Annotated in this window: 15 protein-coding genes and 1 riboswitch; of the genes, 4 read left to right on the top strand and 11 right to left on the bottom strand. The window is 32.7% G+C overall.

What is annotated here, in order from left to right:
• The first annotated feature begins 409 nt into the window (after positions 1–409).
• Positions 410–1,771: a transposase family protein gene (locus ACZ49Z_RS00550; protein WP_464304430.1), complete on the top strand. Its 1,362-nt coding sequence runs from the start codon at positions 410–412 to the stop codon at positions 1,769–1,771.
• A 283-nt stretch (positions 1,772–2,054) separates the two neighbouring features.
• Positions 2,055–3,725 carry an IS1182 family transposase gene (locus ACZ49Z_RS00545; protein ID WP_464304835.1) on the top strand — a complete coding sequence of 557 codons (1,671 nt, stop codon included), beginning with the start codon at positions 2,055–2,057 and terminating at the stop codon, positions 3,723–3,725.
• Positions 3,726–3,782: 57 nt separating this feature from the next.
• Here ACZ49Z_RS00545 and eptA read toward each other — a convergent pair whose 3' ends face one another.
• From eptA to ACZ49Z_RS00495, 10 genes are all read right to left on the bottom strand, one after another.
• A complete protein-coding gene (gene eptA, locus ACZ49Z_RS00540) occupies positions 3,783–5,303 on the bottom strand; it encodes a phosphoethanolamine--lipid A transferase EptA (protein WP_464306261.1) in 1,521 nt (506 codons plus the stop codon).
• The gene (locus ACZ49Z_RS00535) at positions 5,290–6,120 is read right to left on the bottom strand and encodes a phosphatase PAP2 family protein (RefSeq protein ID WP_464306260.1); all 831 of its coding nucleotides are present in this window, start codon (positions 6,118–6,120) and stop codon (positions 5,290–5,292) included. The genes eptA and ACZ49Z_RS00535 overlap by 14 nt, the downstream gene beginning before the upstream one ends.
• Positions 6,121–6,474: 354 nt before the next feature.
• Positions 6,475–7,209, bottom strand: a complete 735-nt coding sequence (locus ACZ49Z_RS00530; protein WP_464306259.1) for a M949_RS01915 family surface polysaccharide biosynthesis protein — start codon at positions 7,207–7,209, stop codon at positions 6,475–6,477.
• Between the two features lie 58 nt (positions 7,210–7,267).
• The gene (locus ACZ49Z_RS00525) at positions 7,268–7,633 is read right to left on the bottom strand and encodes a biotin/lipoyl-containing protein (protein WP_464306258.1); all 366 of its coding nucleotides are present in this window, start codon (positions 7,631–7,633) and stop codon (positions 7,268–7,270) included.
• Between the two features lie 38 nt (positions 7,634–7,671).
• Positions 7,672–8,433 carry a cyclase family protein gene (locus ACZ49Z_RS00520; RefSeq protein WP_464306257.1) on the bottom strand — a complete coding sequence of 254 codons (762 nt, stop codon included), beginning with the start codon at positions 8,431–8,433 and terminating at the stop codon, positions 7,672–7,674.
• 18 nt (positions 8,434–8,451) lie between these two features.
• The gene (locus ACZ49Z_RS00515) at positions 8,452–9,159 is read right to left on the bottom strand and encodes an ATP-grasp domain-containing protein (RefSeq protein WP_464306256.1); all 708 of its coding nucleotides are present in this window, start codon (positions 9,157–9,159) and stop codon (positions 8,452–8,454) included.
• 144 nt (positions 9,160–9,303) lie between these two features.
• Positions 9,304–9,783, bottom strand: a complete 480-nt coding sequence (locus tag ACZ49Z_RS00510; RefSeq protein ID WP_464306255.1) for an SRPBCC family protein — start codon at positions 9,781–9,783, stop codon at positions 9,304–9,306.
• 7 nt (positions 9,784–9,790) lie between these two features.
• Complete coding sequence (locus tag ACZ49Z_RS00505) at positions 9,791–10,279, bottom strand: DUF2867 domain-containing protein (RefSeq protein ID WP_464306254.1); 489 nt, start codon at positions 10,277–10,279, stop codon at positions 9,791–9,793.
• A gap of 100 nt (positions 10,280–10,379) precedes the next feature.
• Entirely contained in the window at positions 10,380–10,997 is a 618-nt protein-coding gene (locus tag ACZ49Z_RS00500; protein ID WP_464306253.1) for a hypothetical protein, read from the bottom strand.
• Positions 10,998–11,009: 12 nt separating this feature from the next.
• On the bottom strand, positions 11,010–12,326 hold the full coding sequence (locus ACZ49Z_RS00495) for a voltage-gated chloride channel family protein (protein WP_464308087.1): 1,317 nt from the start codon (positions 12,324–12,326) through the stop codon (positions 11,010–11,012).
• Positions 12,327–12,358: 32 nt separating this feature from the next.
• Positions 12,359–12,426, bottom strand: a riboswitch (Fluoride riboswitch).
• A 222-nt stretch (positions 12,427–12,648) separates the two neighbouring features.
• Between ACZ49Z_RS00495 and ACZ49Z_RS00490 the strand changes: the two genes are divergently transcribed.
• The gene (locus tag ACZ49Z_RS00490) at positions 12,649–12,942 is read left to right on the top strand and encodes a hypothetical protein (RefSeq protein WP_464306252.1); all 294 of its coding nucleotides are present in this window, start codon (positions 12,649–12,651) and stop codon (positions 12,940–12,942) included.
• Between the two features lie 217 nt (positions 12,943–13,159).
• Positions 13,160–15,262: a starch-binding protein gene (locus tag ACZ49Z_RS00485; RefSeq protein WP_464306251.1), complete on the top strand. Its 2,103-nt coding sequence runs from the start codon at positions 13,160–13,162 to the stop codon at positions 15,260–15,262.
• A 304-nt stretch (positions 15,263–15,566) separates the two neighbouring features.
• Here ACZ49Z_RS00485 and ACZ49Z_RS00480 read toward each other — a convergent pair whose 3' ends face one another.
• Positions 15,567–16,790 carry a DUF4272 domain-containing protein gene (locus ACZ49Z_RS00480; protein ID WP_464306250.1) on the bottom strand — a complete coding sequence of 408 codons (1,224 nt, stop codon included), beginning with the start codon at positions 16,788–16,790 and terminating at the stop codon, positions 15,567–15,569.
• Positions 16,791–16,797: the final 7 nt, after the last annotated feature.

The following is a 16,797-nucleotide window of genomic DNA, read 5'->3' as shown; positions in this document are numbered from 1 at the left end:
TGTTTTTATTTTTAGTTGTTGTTTTGTGTTTTTTTTCTCGTTGGTTTCTTTTTTTTTAATTCGTTTTGGCTGCTTTGTTGCTTTGTTTATGCTGGTTTTGGGTTGTTTTTTTGTTTGGGTAGCCTTCTTTGTATGATGAAGTGTGAAATGTTTATTTGTTTGTATTTTGTGTAAAAATACAAACTTGTTGTTGTGTTTTGTTGTCGCTAATACAACTTTGATGGTTTGTTATTTTTGAAATAAAAATGGTATTTCAATGGAGGTTTGAGAATGAATAGAATGAACTAATATAGGCACATTCACAATTAAATAAATACTTGCTTATCAGTTATTTAATTTGTATTTTAGAAGAAATAAACCCCGAGAATGCTCAAAAAGAGTCAAAAACGGGGTTTTCTTTTAAATATGTATGTCAAAAATAATACGAATAAGTGAATTTCAGCACAAATTGCCTTTAAATATTATCAATGAAGATTTTAATGTTTTTTATGAGCAATTTCTAAAGTCTGATTTAGGTAAAATTCATCTAGCTACACCTTTTTCAGAACTTTCTCAAAGTTTTAAATTGAAAGCGTGCAAAAAAGGTCCAGATTGCATTTTTAGTACTAAAGGTAAGATTGCCTTGATGATGCTAAAAAACTATTATGGTTGTTCTGATGCTAAACTAATCGAGTTGTTAAACGGAAATGTTTACATGCAATACTTTTGTGATATTGTATTACCTCTAGATTCCCCGCTTACAAATTTTAAAATAGTTAGCCAAATAAGAATGGAATTAGCCAAAAAATTAGATGTTCGAAAAGTTCAAGAAACATTAGCTAAAAGCTGGCTACCTTATATGAATGATTTAGACAAAGTCTTGATAGATGCCACTTGTTATGAGAGTGAGTTGCGTTTTCCTACCAATGAGAAACTACTTTGGGAATGTATTGTGTGGAATTACAATCAAATGAAATCATTATGTGGCATTTTAAAAATAAAACTTCCAAGAACCAAATATATTGATTGGTGTAAACGCTACAATGAGTATTCTAGAAAAAGAAAAAAAACAGCAAAGCAACGAACAAAAATGACTCGTGGTCTTCTGAAATTATTATATAAACTTAATGGAGAATTGAGTAAAATTGAAAATCAATATTCCTTTGAGCCAACCACAAAATACAGCAAACAACGCAGAATAATCCGTCTTATTTACCAACAACAATCAAAAATTTTTGCAACAGGAAAAAGCGTTCCCGATAGAATTGTTAGCATAAATAAAAGTTATATTCGCCCAATTGTGCGTGGTAAAGAAGTAAAACAAGTAGAATTTGGAGCAAAAGTAAATAAAATTCAAATTGATGGAATCAATTTTATAGAACATATAGAATACCGTGCCTTTAACGAAGGAACTCGATTTCAAAACAGTATATTTTGCGCACAAAATCTAACTAAAACTAAAGTAAGAATTACTGGAGCTGATGCTATTTATGCCACAAATAAAAACAGAACTTTTTCGTCCACAAATAACATACAAACAGACTTTGTTAGAAAAGGAAAAGCTGGAAAACACGAAGAGCATAGAAAGAAGCTAGCCTCAGAAATTAAAAAAGAAAGAGCTACTCGATTAGAAGGTAGTTTTGGCAAAGAAAAAGAGCACTATAATTTACGAAAGATAAAAGCTAGAACCAAGAAAAGTGAAATGCTTTGGATTTTTTTCGGAATACATACAGCTAATGCTAAAGAAATAGGAAGAAGAATTTACAAAAATCAAACACAACTAGCAGCGTAAAGTATTCAAAAAAATACTTTATAGGAAAAGTGCGTCTTGTTGAGAAATATCAAATTTAAAAATCATAAAAACATATAATTTTTACTACAAAATAAAAAACCTCAATTATATTAATATGAATTGAGGTTTTTATTTAAAGTATTTTTCAAAAAATCTTGTTACTTCTGAATTTGCCTAATATAACTATTGTTAAACCTGAGGCTGTCCAAAAAGTAAGGACAGCCTTTTTTATTTGTATTTTTTCTCTAAAATTAGTATCTTAGAGTTGAGACAAAAATACACAATGGCTAAGATAGTTTTTAAAAATCAAACAGGCAATTCTCCAGAGTTATTTCCTATCAATATTTTCGATAGAATACCGCAAAACCATCCAGTTCACTTAGTGGAACAAGTTGTTAATCAGTTAGATATAAGTGAAATATTGAAAAAATATAAAGGAGGTGGTACTTCAGCTTACCATCCAAGAATGATGATTAAGGTTTTGTTTTACAGTTATTTATCTAATGTATATTCTTGCAGAAAAATTGCAAAAGCACTTCAGGAGAACATTCATTTTATGTATATTTCGGGCAACTCGACTCCTGATTTTAGAACGATAAACGATTTTAGGGGTAAAGTTTTAAAAAATCATATCCAAACTCTTTTTGCAGAAGTAGTAAAAATGCTTGTAAAAATGGGATATGTTAGCTTAGACATTCAGTATATTGATGGTACAAAAATAGAATCCAAAGCTAATAAATATACTTTTGTATGGAGAGGTTCCGTTGAGAAATATAAAGAAAAACTAGAAATTAAAATTAATCATATTCTATCAACTATTGAAAACAGTATTCAATCTGATAATCAAGAACTAAATATAGAAGAATTACCAAAATCGATTGATTCAGAAAGTTTAAAAGAAAAGCTTTCGATTCTTAATAAAAAACTCAAAGAACCTACCAAAAAACAGGCAAGAGAATTGCAAAAACTTCAAGAGGAACATCTTCCAAAGCTTGAAAAATATGAAAAAGACTTGGTTACAATGGGAAACAGGAACTCCTATAGTAAAACAGATCCCGAAGCTACCTTTATGAGAATGAAAGAAGATCATATGAAAAACGGTCAATTAAAACCTGCTTACAATCCACAAATATCTACTGAAAACCAATTTATTACACATGTTTCTATTCATCAAACAACAAATGACACTACAACCTTAAGTTCTCATCTTGAAGGTTTTGAAAAAGCCTATCAAAAACAGAGCAAGGAAATCGTTGCAGATGCAGGTTATGGCAGTGAAGAAAATTATCAAATGCTTGAAGAAAAAAAGGCTGATGCTTATGTTAAATACAACTATTTTCATCAAGAACAAAAAAGAAAGATAAAAAACAATCCTTTTCTTGTTCAAAACTTATTCTACAACGAAGAACACGATTTTTATGTTTGTCCAATGGGGCAAATTATGCAAAAAACAGGAGTAGGAAAACGTGAAACCAGTACTGGATATGAATCACAAATTACATATTATCAAGCCAAAAGATGCCAAGGATGTCCTTTACGAAGTCAATGTCATCAAGCAAAAGGTAATAGAATTTTATCAGTCAATCATCGATTAAATGAATTAAAAGAAAAAGCAAGAAAGCTACTAATGAGTGAAAAAGGACTAAAACATCGAAGTAAACGTCCAATAGAGGTAGAAGCAGTTTTTGGTCAACTTAAAAGCAATAATAAATTCAATCGATTCACAATGAAGGGTTTAAAAAAAGTAACATTAGAGTTTTTACTAATGGCCCTTGGACACAACTTTAGAAAAATGAATGCATTCAAGACAGACTTGCCAAAATTTGTTTTCAAAACCAAAATTCACACTTATCTAGCCTATTTTAAAACTAAAATTTGCCTTGTTAAAGTAACTCAAAGTTATTTTGCTATTATTTTTTCTTCAAAACAAAATAGCTTAAAAATAGCTACATAAAAAAAGCTGTCCTTTTCGGACAGCCCCATTATTTATTGGCTTTTGGTTGTTGTGTTTTTATTTATAAATATTCATTTCTTCTTTATACACAGGGCTTTCAATAGCTAAAAAGTTTAAGACACTATGAAAAACGTGGTTTTGTGTTACGCTTTCATTCGGTTTTAGTTGTTTTGAGTTATTAGAAACCCAAACAATAAAAGGAATATCATATTGTTCTTTTGGAGCAATACTCATGGGGAGACCGTGCATGTATAGGTTTTTTTCGCCTAAAGATTCTCCATGATCCGACACAAAAAGCATGGTACTATTAAAGTCGGTTAGTTCTTTTAGATTTTCAATAACACGGTGTAGGATATAATCGGTGTAAACAATAGTATTATCATAGGCATTGATGAGTTCTTGGTGCGAACAGTTGCCTAATTCAACACTATTGCAAACGGGTTTGAATGTTTCAAATTGTGGTGGGTATTTTTGGCTATAGGTTGGGCCATGACTAGTACTGGTGTGCAGCACAATGAGTATTTTGTCTTTTGTGCTGGCAAGAATACGTTCTTTAAGTCCAGCTAAAAGAATTTCATCATATTGGCAATGTGCACCTTCGCAATTAGCGGTTAATGTTTTTTTGTCTAGAAACTCTTTAATATGCACGGGAGGTTCTCCCCAGTTGGTGGTTTTCCAAATGACATCTACATTGTTTCGGTACAAATAATTGGGTAAAATTTCATATAAATCGCCTGTGTTTTCGTGTTCCAAAATGCATTTTACTCCCGCAGTTGTATAGGTAGCACAAGAAGTGGCGTTAAAATGATAGAGGTTGCTTGTTTGGGATAGTAGCGGATTGGTGTTTTTTTCATAACCATATAAAGAGAAATTCTGACTTCGGGCAGATTCTCCAATGACTAAAACAACAACCGATTTTTTGTTGTCTTTAATAACGGCATTGGGTAAAAGGATTTCTTTTTCGTTCTTTTTGTTTTTATGAATGAAATAGAGTGGTGTGTTAACAGCATAGGACCAAGGCATGGCAAGTCCGCCTAAAGTTTTAGAGTTTTTGTCTATCCAAAGCCAATTGCTTGCGTTGGCAAATACTAGAACACCCACAAAGGTTAAAATTAGGGCTGAGGTGGTTAGGAATTTTTTTAAAGTTACTTTGATTATTTTGGCTTTAATGATCAATATACTTGGAATTATGCCTAGTAGTACTACATATAAAACCAATTTAAAAGAGAAAAAACTACTCGATTCTTCATAGTTGGTGTTAAACACATTGCCAATCATGCTTTCATCTATAATCACACTATAGGTGTTCACAAAATAGAGCGCTATAGCGTTGCCAATAAAGAAAAATACCAATAGCAATTTGCCTACATAGTTGGATAGAAAGTAGAAGAGGTAAAAAACAAAAGCGTTTAGTACCAACATTAGTACCACTAAACTACTAATAAGCAATACACCATTGAAGCTTTTATAGGCTACATTCTCAAACACAAAATTATAGAATGGAAGATGAAAGAATAAAAAATTCGCGACACTCAGTAGTAGTACGAAATGAGTTATTTTTAAATTATTTTTTAGCATAGTGCATTATAATATTATAGAGTGAAAAGATCAGGCTAAGGAGAACAAAATAATAGATGGCTAAATTTTGAGTAGCTATTTTGAATGTTACGATTACAACACCAGCAAGGAACAGCAAAATGAAAAAAGGATAGTATTTTTTGTTGGTTATCCATCTCCAAATTTCATATTTTCGACTAATAAAGATGCCTAATATGGCGGCAATAAAGCCAAGAATACTACCAATAATGACATCCAGTATAAAATGAGCTCCAATGGCGACTCTAGAAAAAGCAACAATATATCCAAATGCAATTAGTGACAAACACCAAAGTATTTTGTGTATTGTTTTTTTAGGCATAAAGGCAAACATTATGACAATAATAATTGTAAAAACAGTTACCGAATGTCCAGAAGGAAGGCTACTTTTTTTTCCAGGATGCACCCTGCCAATAATGGCAAAAGAAGTTCTGTCAAAAACAGCTGCGGGTCTTGGCACACAAAATAGCGGTTTTAATATCAAACAAATTAGGGCAGATACTATAGATGCCGAAAGTAAAGTTTCCCATAATCTTGGTGCATATAGGAAGAAAATGGAGAGTAACGATAAACCGATAAATGCATCTCCAAACTGGGTGAGGTTTAACTGAAGCTGGGGAAATTGGGATAGTTTTCCATTTAAATAATAGAAAGCATCTTTCTGAATTTCGATATAGGAAATGGCACAGAGTGCATTTTTTTTGTAAAGAAATAGAAAAATGAGGGCTAGCAAAAACAAGGGCAATAACAACAGGCTAGGCTTTAGCTTTGAAAAATTTTGAATACTTCTTGCGTTCATTAATTTTTGATTATGTTTAAACAGGTTAATAGTTGGGACATGCTATATTTTGTTTAAAGAATAGAACCTAGAAAATACCGAAGTAACTCTTCTTGTAGTATTTGTTTGCTATGTAAAGCAACCTACAATTTTATACAATCTTTTCTTGTGGCAAAACGCTGTAAATATAGAAAAAGAAGCATTAATAGTTATCTTTTATGCAAAATAATTGTATGATTATTGAAAATAATTATAAAAACCTGATTTGTTTTTGAGGTGCTTGATTTTAACAGAGTCTCCCCAATTAACGGTATATTCTAGATATTTTTGTAGTATTATTTTTGCTGTCATATTGTTTTGAAAAAAATGCGTTTTTTAATAATACTTCTCGTCTTCGCATGTATTACGATTCCAATGTCTTAGTAAGAAATTTTTAAAAATAGTGTTGTCTTTTAAATTGTCACTTTCAGTATATGTTCCTCCGTAGGGATTTTTACTCTTGCACATGAGTTTGGTTTCTCCTCTTAATGCATATTTTGTGTTTCCTTCATACATGATTATTTTCATTGTGCCTGGATCCATTCCGCCTCTACAAATTAACACATAGGGAATTGTTATTTCAGCGATTCCATCTTTATTCAAATCGGTTATTGTGGTTGCTTTGGGTATGAAACCAGTAAACCAATCGACTCCAAAACATTCGGTGAAGTCATAAATTTTCCATTTTCTTTGGTATTCGTTTTCATTTTCTCCTTTTTGAAATAGGTAAGCATACAATTCTGATTTATCTTGAATCATATAATCGGTTGAATTTTCTTCATAGTCTTTCCAATTAAAATGTCCTGTTACAGTTAGAATAAGTATGTTTTCTCCTTGTTTGTCTTTCCATTTTAAGGCTTCTACAACTGTTCCTCTAAAATCGATTGCTTTGGGTATGTCGTCATAGCTTAATGTATCTATTACAATGGAAGGATTGGAGTTTTCTTTGTCCCAAATGCCTAACCAAATATCGGGTTCTAATGCGCGAAACTTTTCTTTGTGCATTTCAGTTTGTCCGAAGCTTACTATTGGAAAAAGGAAGATGATGTATAGAAAGTTTTTTTTGTTCATTTATAGTTTCATGATGTTAAATGATAGATTCTAATGCTTAATTTGGGTTAAAGAGCTTCTATAGTACTTCAATTTTTAAAATCTCTGCTCCTGTTGTTAGTTTTTCGTTCAATGCACAAGTAGTTATTATTTTGCCATAAAAATAACTCTCCATTTCAATGGTAATTTCTTCATTTTCAATGGAGCATAAAACAGCACCAGTTGTAACAACGTCACCTGGTTTGTGATAAAATCGTGTTACGATAAAGGGTTCTGGACTTCCTAGATTGGGTAGGGCGATGGGGATAATTTCACCTTTTCTAGATTCATAGATATTGGTTTGTTTTGCGTTTGACGATTCTATCTGTGCTGTTCTATCTGTTCTAGAATTCGGATTTCTTTCTTTTGCTGGAAAGAATAGTAGGTCTATTATTTTCTTTATCATTTGTAGCTATTTGTCTACTTAACGTGATTTGTGCTTTTTTATTCCATCATGGCTACTACTCGCGCTGGTGCGGCAGATGCTCCTACAATTTTTAAAGGGAAAACGGCAATTTTGAACCCTGTATAGGGCAACGCATCTAGGTTTACTAATTGCTCCATGTGGCAGTATTCTTTTTTGCTTCCAACAAGATGGGCTTCCCAAAACAATTCAGGATTGTTTGTTTCTTTAGCTTTTTTCATGAGATAGTGAAGTGGTAAATCCCAACCCCAAGAATCGATACCCATTACTTTTATGCCTTTATCAATGAGCCATTCGGTTGCAGCAGCACTCATTCCTGTGCCAATTTCATGAAAGTTTTTAGTACCATTAAACTGATCTCTTCCTGTTTTGATGAGTACAATCATATTTGGTTTAATAGTAAGTTGGTTTTCGGACAGGAACTTTTCAATATCTGCAATAGTAATAGGGTCGAAATCGGCTTTGTGCTTCATGTCGATTACAATACCTTCACCATAGCACCAATCGAGTGGAATTTCATCTATAGTTTTCGATTTTTCTCCATTGGTAGTAGGTGAGTAGTGCCAAGGAGCATCGATATGTGTGGTGGCATGTACGCCCATTTTTTGAATAGTGTCGTCTGCCCAGCCTTCAAATCCTTTTGGAAATAGTTTGAAAGGAAGTCCTAAAACACGAATAAGCCATTTCGCTTTTCGATGGGGTTTGTGTTTTATTTTTACTTTCATGAACCAAGGATCTGTTTTGTTGTATTGAATGGGTTTTGAAAGGTCTATTATTTTCATTTTATAATTTATTATTTGTTATTTATTTATAGTTGCTTCTCGTATTCCTTTAATTACTTTGTTTGGATTGCAGGAATTTAAACCAGCACCCCAACTTGAGTTGAATTCTAGTAAAAACCAATCGTCTTGTTTGTTGTGTCCTAAATCTACAACATAGCTTTTAGGTAGATTTTTTTTGGAATTTGCTAGAAATTCATTTAAGAACTGTTTCGCTTCGGTTAGTTTCGCTGTTCCTTCATATAGCGCAATATCTAATATTTTATTATTGAGAATAAAGGCTCTTGCTTCAGCATTAATCGGGATGATATTTGAGTGTATAATTTGTTCTTTTGGAAGTATGCCTTCTGTTTCTTTTAGAAATTCATCATACTCATTATAAACTTTTGCTTTGAATGTTTTTGGTTTTACAGGCTTAATAAATGTTGGAAAATAGGCAGGTTGGACTGCTGATATTTCCACTATTTCTATTTTTCGTTTTGTCCATTTAATATCTATTTGACTTATTATTTCGTCTTTGGGTTGAATTAGTTTAACGTTTAATACTTGCGCTAAAACAAGACTAAAGGTATCATTGCCATAGATTGTTATTCTTTGTGTTTTTATATTTGGACGTTCCCAAAATTTTCCAATTCTTAAGACTTCTCCATCATTATTTCTCCATGTTTCAGCTATGGCATCTCTTTCCATATCCGCTTTGTCAGGGATTAATAATAATTCATTCTTCATTTTATAATTTATTATTTGTTTGGATTATATGAAGTTATTTGTATTTGTTGAGAAACTTTTGCAATTTAGAAAAGTATTTGGAATAATACCAGTTCTGATTTGAATTTACTGTAATATAACAATGCGCACATTGGGAACACTTTTCTAGGAAAGTAACTTTCGAAGTACTCTTACCCAAATAGTCCATTTTGCAGGATGTTTAACACTGCCGAATTGGTTTTCTACCTTGTCGAACGCATCTTCTATGAGTGCGTTATGAAGGTGCAGAATGGAACAATACCAAAGCAATATTCCTTTACCTTTTACCGTCATATCGATGGTGTGTTTAATGGTTGTTTGTGATGTGTTAAGTGGAATAATTTCGAAATAATGAATGCCTTCAAAACCTTTAGGTCTAGAAAAACGAAATTGAATCCTTTCATTTGGTTCATAGACTTCAATGGTATATCGTATTGGACCATGCCCTCCTTTAGAACCAACTTTAAGTCCTTCTTTAAATTGTATTGCGGGCCATTTTTCTTTGGGCCAAATAACATCGTTTTCAGAGGCTAATGTTTGCAGGCATTCGCTAATGGTATTGATGGGCGCATTAATGATTCGTTGGTGGATGTTTACTACTTTCATGCTGCTATCAATTACTTTTATGGGCGTTCTTTATCATCGATTTAACTACTAAACAATGAAAGGGCTTTATAATGGTCATGTATATTTTGCCAAACGTATTGTTGTATTGCACGAGTGTGGTTACTTTTATATTGAAGTCTTTTTCTTGAGAATTGAGAATGCTGACTCTAAATTTTAAATGGCTATCGTCTGCTCCTAATAGTACTTCATTTTCTATGATGTTATATATTTGAAAGAAACCAATATAGCTGCCTACTTTAAATTGGGTGTTTGCATCTTTGGGCATTTCTGTTTTTAAACCAAACAGTTTCACAATGGCATTTCTTATTTTAAAAAGCAATGTTACCCATTTTGGCTCTTTGCCAAAGATGAGGTGTGTTATGGTTTCTAAAGTATCTTGATGATTGGTTGTAGAAAAGGTATCTGTAAAGTCTATTTTTGGAAGCGCTTCTTTAATAAGTTTAGTTTCGGGTGCAATTTCTGTTTTAACCTTCATTTTTTTAGGTTAAAAATACGAATTAATTTACAACTTGTTGTTGTAGCCATCAAGAAAAATAGACCATTCTGTAAAATTTTAGCTGTTTCCTATTGTTGTCTTATTGGATTGTTATCCATTCTGATTTTATTTCTAACCGAATTGGTTTTGTAGGTTCTTCAATAGCAGTATAATTTCCTATTTGATGGTTTGTATCTGTAGCAAAAATAAAATCCCAATTATTGTTTTCATCGGTCATATATTCCCAATCCATCATTGGATTATAATTCACACTCAGTTTTGGGTTTTTTTGAAGGATTTCAGCAACAGTGGCATTCGGTCGTAGGCCATTTTTTGTGGTTATTTCTTTTGAAAGGGCAATAATTGCAAAAATAGTATCGGTCTCGAATCTTGGGATTAATGATAGGATAGGTTCTTTTTCAAAATAATAGATGTATGCTTTTCCTCCACCATCGAAGCCAAAATTAAAGGGATCTATTTCTTTTTTTGTTAGTTTAGAAAGTATTTTGTCTGCTTCAAGACAAGTCATGCCAATTTTTAATGTTCCCATGCTTCCTTTAGAAATGGTGAATTTTTTATAATCAAATAATTGGCTGTCTTCTTTTTTTGGAATATTTTTTTCTTTTGTGTTTTTTGTTGTTTCAATAGAGGTAGATGCTGTTTTCTTGCATGAAAATAGCAAGATGATGAAAGCAAATAACAAGAAGTTCTTTTTCATTATAACACAGTATTATTTCACATCTTTGATTGATTTTCCTTCTTCCTCATTAAAATCGGAATGTTTGGCTTTGCCAATAATTTGTGCAGTATAGATGCTAGTATGTCCGGAAAGTAAATAGGCAACAATACAAGCAATAGCGACATAAATACCACATGCTGCACCAAAAAGTTCTATTGCCATGACGATGCAAGCCAATGGAGTGTTAGTAGCCCCTGCAAAAACAGCAACAAATCCCATTCCTGCTAATAGCGCAGTGGGTAAGGGTATAAATAAGGATAGAGCACTACCCAATGTGGCTCCTATGAAGAATAACGGAGTCACTTCGCCTCCTTTGAAACCAGCAGAAAGCGTGAGTATGGTGAATGCCATTTTTAAGGCAAAATCATGCAGGGGTAAAGTGTGATCAAAGGCTTCTACAATAACGGGTACACCCAATCCAATATATCTTGTTGTCCCCATGAGTAACACTGCTAATGCAACGATGCAGCCTCCTATGAAAGGTCGCAAAGGGGCATAACTAATTTTGGTTTTGAAAAAACGAGTGATGGCATGCATTATTTTGCTAAATGAAGCCGCACAAAGTCCGAAGGCTATTCCTGCTAGAATACTATATAATAGTGTTGCGATAGAAAGTGTAGGAATGCTATCAATATGATAATGGGTGTGTTCGGCTTGCCAAAAATCGGTCACTAAATCGGCGATGATGGCCGATGTAAATGCAGGAAAGAGGGCGTTGTAACGAAGTTTCCCAATAAGGAATACTTCTAATCCGAAAAGGGCACCTGCTAATGGTGTTCCAAAGACTGCACCAAAACCAGCTGCAATAGCAGCAATGAGTACTATTTTTCGTTCTTCATTATTTAGTTTAAAGGGTTTAGTAAATTGGTCGGCTATAGCACCTGCCATTTGTAAAGCTGTTCCTTCTCGACCAGCAGAACCTCCAAATAGGTGTGTGGCAATGGTTCCAATATAGACCAAGGGAGCCATTTTGAAGGGAATTTTTATTTTTTTAGGGTCATGAATAGTGTCAATGAGTAAATTATTACCTGCTTCAACATCTTTTCCTAAATAATGGTATAAATAACCAATGAATAATCCACAAATGGGAAGCAATGCAATAATCCAAAGGTGGTTTTCTCTATAGTTGGTCACCCAGTCTAAGGAGATGAGAAATCCGGCAGCTGCAGAACCAATACAAATACTGATGAGACTACTAATGAGCAACCATTTTGCAATATAGGGCAATGATGGAAACTGTTTGAAAAATAATTGGAACTGCTTTTGTGTTTTTGGATTTGTATTTCTAGGTGTGTAATTCTGGGACATCATTTTCCTGATTAAAATTGTGAAAAATAAATATTTAATCAGGTGTCATCAGCTTTTTCAGGGCGGTTGGTTTAGGAAGCACACCATTTCCTATTTGTGACAACAAAAGTACTATTTTATTTTTTCTATGCCAATTTTTTTAAAGAGTTTGCCAGTGCAATAAGCTCAGTTTTACATTAAAAAGCTATCCAGAACATGAAACTTTATAATTGCTTTTGTTACTGTTTTGAGGTTAGTACTATTAATGTGTCTTCTGTTTTGATACTAGTGTATAGGATGTTTTTAGGTGTTTTCAGAGTTTTTTGGACAGTCTCGGTGTTTAATGAAATACCCAAAAAGTGATATTAAATATCCAAAAAGTAATATTAAATACCCAAAAAGTGATATTAAATACCCAAAAAGTGATATTAAATACTCAAAAAGTGATATTAAATACCAAAAAAGTGATATTAAATATCCAAAAAGTGATATTAAATACTCAAAAAGTGATATTAAATACCCAAAAAGTGATATTAAATACTCAAAAAGTGATATTAAATATCCAAAAAGTAATATTAAATACCTAAAAAGTAATATTAAATACCCAAAAAATGATATTAAATATCCTAAATATTGATATTGAATGTCTAAAAGTTGTTGTTAAATATTCAAAAGTTAATATAAGAGACTTTAAAGTTGGTATTTTGGCCTAAAAAAATAAATCGATTAAGGAAAAATTAAAAAGTTATCAAACTACAACGTTACAGTTGATAATATCGTAATGTTATTGGTTAAAAATTGATGTTTGTTTAAAAAATTGTATTTAATTTTATGTAAATCTTAAACAAATTAACATGAAAAAAAATGTTTTAAAGCGCTTTTTCTTCGCATTACTATTGCTTTCATCTTTATCTTTTTCACAAAGTACAGATGTAATGATTCAAGGATTTAATTGGGTTTCTTGGAAAAACACAAGTGGTTGGTATAATGTAGTAAATGCAAAAGCAACCGAACTGCAAAATGCAGGGATTGATGCAATTTGGCTACCACCGCCAAGTCGAACTGCTGATAATCCTGGATATATACCTACAGTATGGTATGATTTGAATAGTAAGTATGGAACACAAACTCAATTAACGAGTTTAATATCCAATTTACATTCTAAGAATATAAAGGTTTTAGCAGATATTGTAATAAATCACAGAGGTGGTACAACTGGTTTCTATGATTTTTCCACTCCTTCATGGGATACTCCTAATCAACGTTATTCGATAGTGAACAATGATGATTGTAATTGTGGAACAGGAGCTCCAGATTTTAATCCAGTAGCTTTTGGGTTGAAAAGCCAAGGTGAAAGTGGCGGTTTTGGTGCTGGAAGAGATTTAGATCATACTAATGTGGCGGTAAGAAATGGTATTAAAGACTGGATGAACTGGTTAAAGAATACTATTGGTTTTGACGGTTGGAGATATGATTTTGTTCATGGCTATGATCCTAAATATATAAAAGAATACAATAGTGCAACTAATCCCTATTTTTCTGTTGGGGAAATATTAGAAGGAGACAGACAACGAATAGCAAATTGGTTAGATTTAACAAAAGATGGTAGTGCAGATGCAAATTCGAGTGCTTTTGATTTTGCAACAAAAAGTGCTTTGCAAAATGCGTTTAACGACAATAATTTAAGCTATTTAAGAGATAATAATGGAAAAGCTTCTGGTTTAATTGGTTGGTGGGCAAATAAAGCAGTAACCATGTTGGACAATCATGATACTGGACCAACTCCCAACCAAGGTTACTGGGTGTTTCCAAGTCAGCATTTAGAGAAGGGTTATGCTTATATTTTAACGCATCCTGGAGTTCCGATGGTTTTTTGGGATCATATGTTCGATTATGGAGCTCAACTTAATAGTACTATTAAATCTTTAATTACAATTCGTAAAAGAAATGAAATTAAAAGTAATAGTTCTTTGAGTATTGTTGCTGCACAACAAAATTTATATGCGTCAATTATTGATAATAAAATAGCTATGAAAATTGGTTCAGGATCATGGTCACCTTCAGGGTCAGGTTGGGTTGTTGCAGCTTCAGGAACGGATTGGGCTGTTTGGGAAAAAAGTACAACGCCTCCACCACCAACGTCAAGTTTTACTGTATATTTTAAAAAACCTGCTGGTTGGGCTTCTGCAACTAAAATTTATTATTGGAATACTATTCCATCAACTGCTATGCCTGCGGTAACATGGCCTGGTGTTAACATGACTGTTGATGGACAATGGTTTAAATTTACATTTAATAACACCGCTGCTACAAACTTAATTTTTAATGATGGTGGTGTGAATAAAACAATAGATTTATCAAGAAATAAAACGGGTTACTACTATAATAATGAATGGTACGACACCAACCCTTTAGCATCTTCAACTGGGTTTACGGTTCATTTCTTTAAACCATCTAATTACACAGCTGCGAAAATTTATTTTTGGAATACGTCACCCGCAAATTGCGCTACAACTCCTGCATGGCCAGGGGTAGATATGATTGCTGAATCGGGGGGCTGGTATAAATATACTTTCCCTTCATGTTCTTCTGCGAATATTGTTTTTAATAGTGGAACTGGTTTACAGACTACAGATTTGACACGAAGTTCGGAAGGCTGGTATAAAAATGGGGTTTGGTATAATTCGTTAGCAGCTGTAAGTGCAGCCCGATTGGCTGTTGATGATTTTGCAGAAGCAAGTGTAGTGCCTTTTATTATTGAAAATCCTGTGAAGTCTAATTTAATATTTTCAAGACCTCTATTGCATATTAAAGTTTACTCTATTGATGGGAAAGAAGTATTAGATGTTTCAAATACTTCAGAAGTTAATGTTCAAAAATTAGATTCTGGAATATATATAGCCAACTATGTTGATTTTGAAGGAAATTCTAATTCTACGAAATTTGTTAAAGAATAATTAAGGTTGTGATTATTGGGAAAGCCGTCTGATTTTTTTAGACGGCTTTTTCTTTGGATTTATTGATGCAATTTGTTATCTGAAGTTGCCAAAATAAAACGCTCTTTTTTCGTTACTTCAATTGAAAAAGTATCGTGAAGTTTTGTTTTTGGTATTTAATTTCTCAATGCATTTTTTATGAAATAGCTGTTCGCATTTCTTTAAAAAATAGGTGCAAAAGGAAAATCGAATCACCGCATTTTCAAACCAAACATTCCAAGGATGGGAACTTGGAATGTAGGAAAGCTTTATAGGTGTTCTTTTTTTAGGTATCGCAAGTAACATCGTCCCAATCTTGGTTCCTGTAATGAATTAACCAATTTAAGGTGTAATGGCGTTCATAGACCACACTAGGGTTTGCTTCTTCAATGTTTCTTTGATTAATTCGAGCATCTACACATGCCCAGTCTAAACGATAATACAAATCGGCCATGTCTAGTATTTCTTCTTTAGTGCGTGAAGTAGTTATGCTATTGATAAAATCGTTAGGGTTTTTATCGGGTCCAACAGGATATTTTTCGTATGGAATAGTGTTTAAATCGCACAAAACATTTGGAAAAGTAAGATCGTCAACATAATGTAAAGCCCACATTAGAGTATATATGCCTTCACATTTCCATGTTTCATACATTTTGTTTTCTTCTGTTGGGTTTGCTAGAAATTCAAATTCTTTTGGAGTGACCCATTCTTCGAGTTGGTGTTTTTTGATATAATCGAAAGCTTCTTGTCCTGAAATTGCATTGAACGCCACCATATTGGTAATACCTAAAATGCAGACTCTTTGTGCAATTTCTTTTGGTGTGCGAAGGATGGTTTCTTCTTCAGATTCGATGCAGGGTAGATATTTGTTAATTTTTATGTTGCTTTCTTTTAAAATGGTTTCTATCCTTTCTTTTCTATCTATTTGATTGGTTGAAATTTCATTTTCTGGAGTGTCGTAATATTTTGATTCTATGAATACGTCTAGTTTTTCAATGTCACAATTTCCTTCTGGATCAAGAAGGAGTTCTAGATTTTTGTCTAAAAAATGTTGTGTTTTGACTTTACTAATGATGGTGTTGGGTTGCACGAAAAGAATGGCATCAAATGCTAGTGCTAATTGTTCAATTACCGATTTTAATTCTGGAAGTATTCCTTTTATTTCCTCAATCGAAAATTCGCTATTGAGTGTTGTTATTTTTTGAAGGAATAGGTTTTTGATTGTTTCATTTTTTGTTGGTAATGAATCGACATAACCATACATTCCTTTAATGTTTTCGGTGAGCGCGCTATCGCTTGTTTGAGGTAGTTGGAAAGAGGGATTTTTTCTTTCTCTGTAGGAGATTTTAATTTTTTTAGATGTTTTTAATAATCCTTCTTTCGATGAAATTTCTGCAATGAAATAGTCGTCCTCGTTTTTGGTTACTACTACAGGATTTGGAACTGTTTTTTCTATTATTTCTAAAAGGTCATTGAAGCCTATCTTATGAGAATAAAAAGTGCAAGTCATTTTTTTA

The sequence above is a fragment of the Flavobacterium sp. KY-23415 genome, assembly GCF_055384985.1.
The sequence above is the reverse complement of the archived record's forward strand: the minus strand, read 5'-3'. Positions and strand labels throughout refer to the sequence as shown.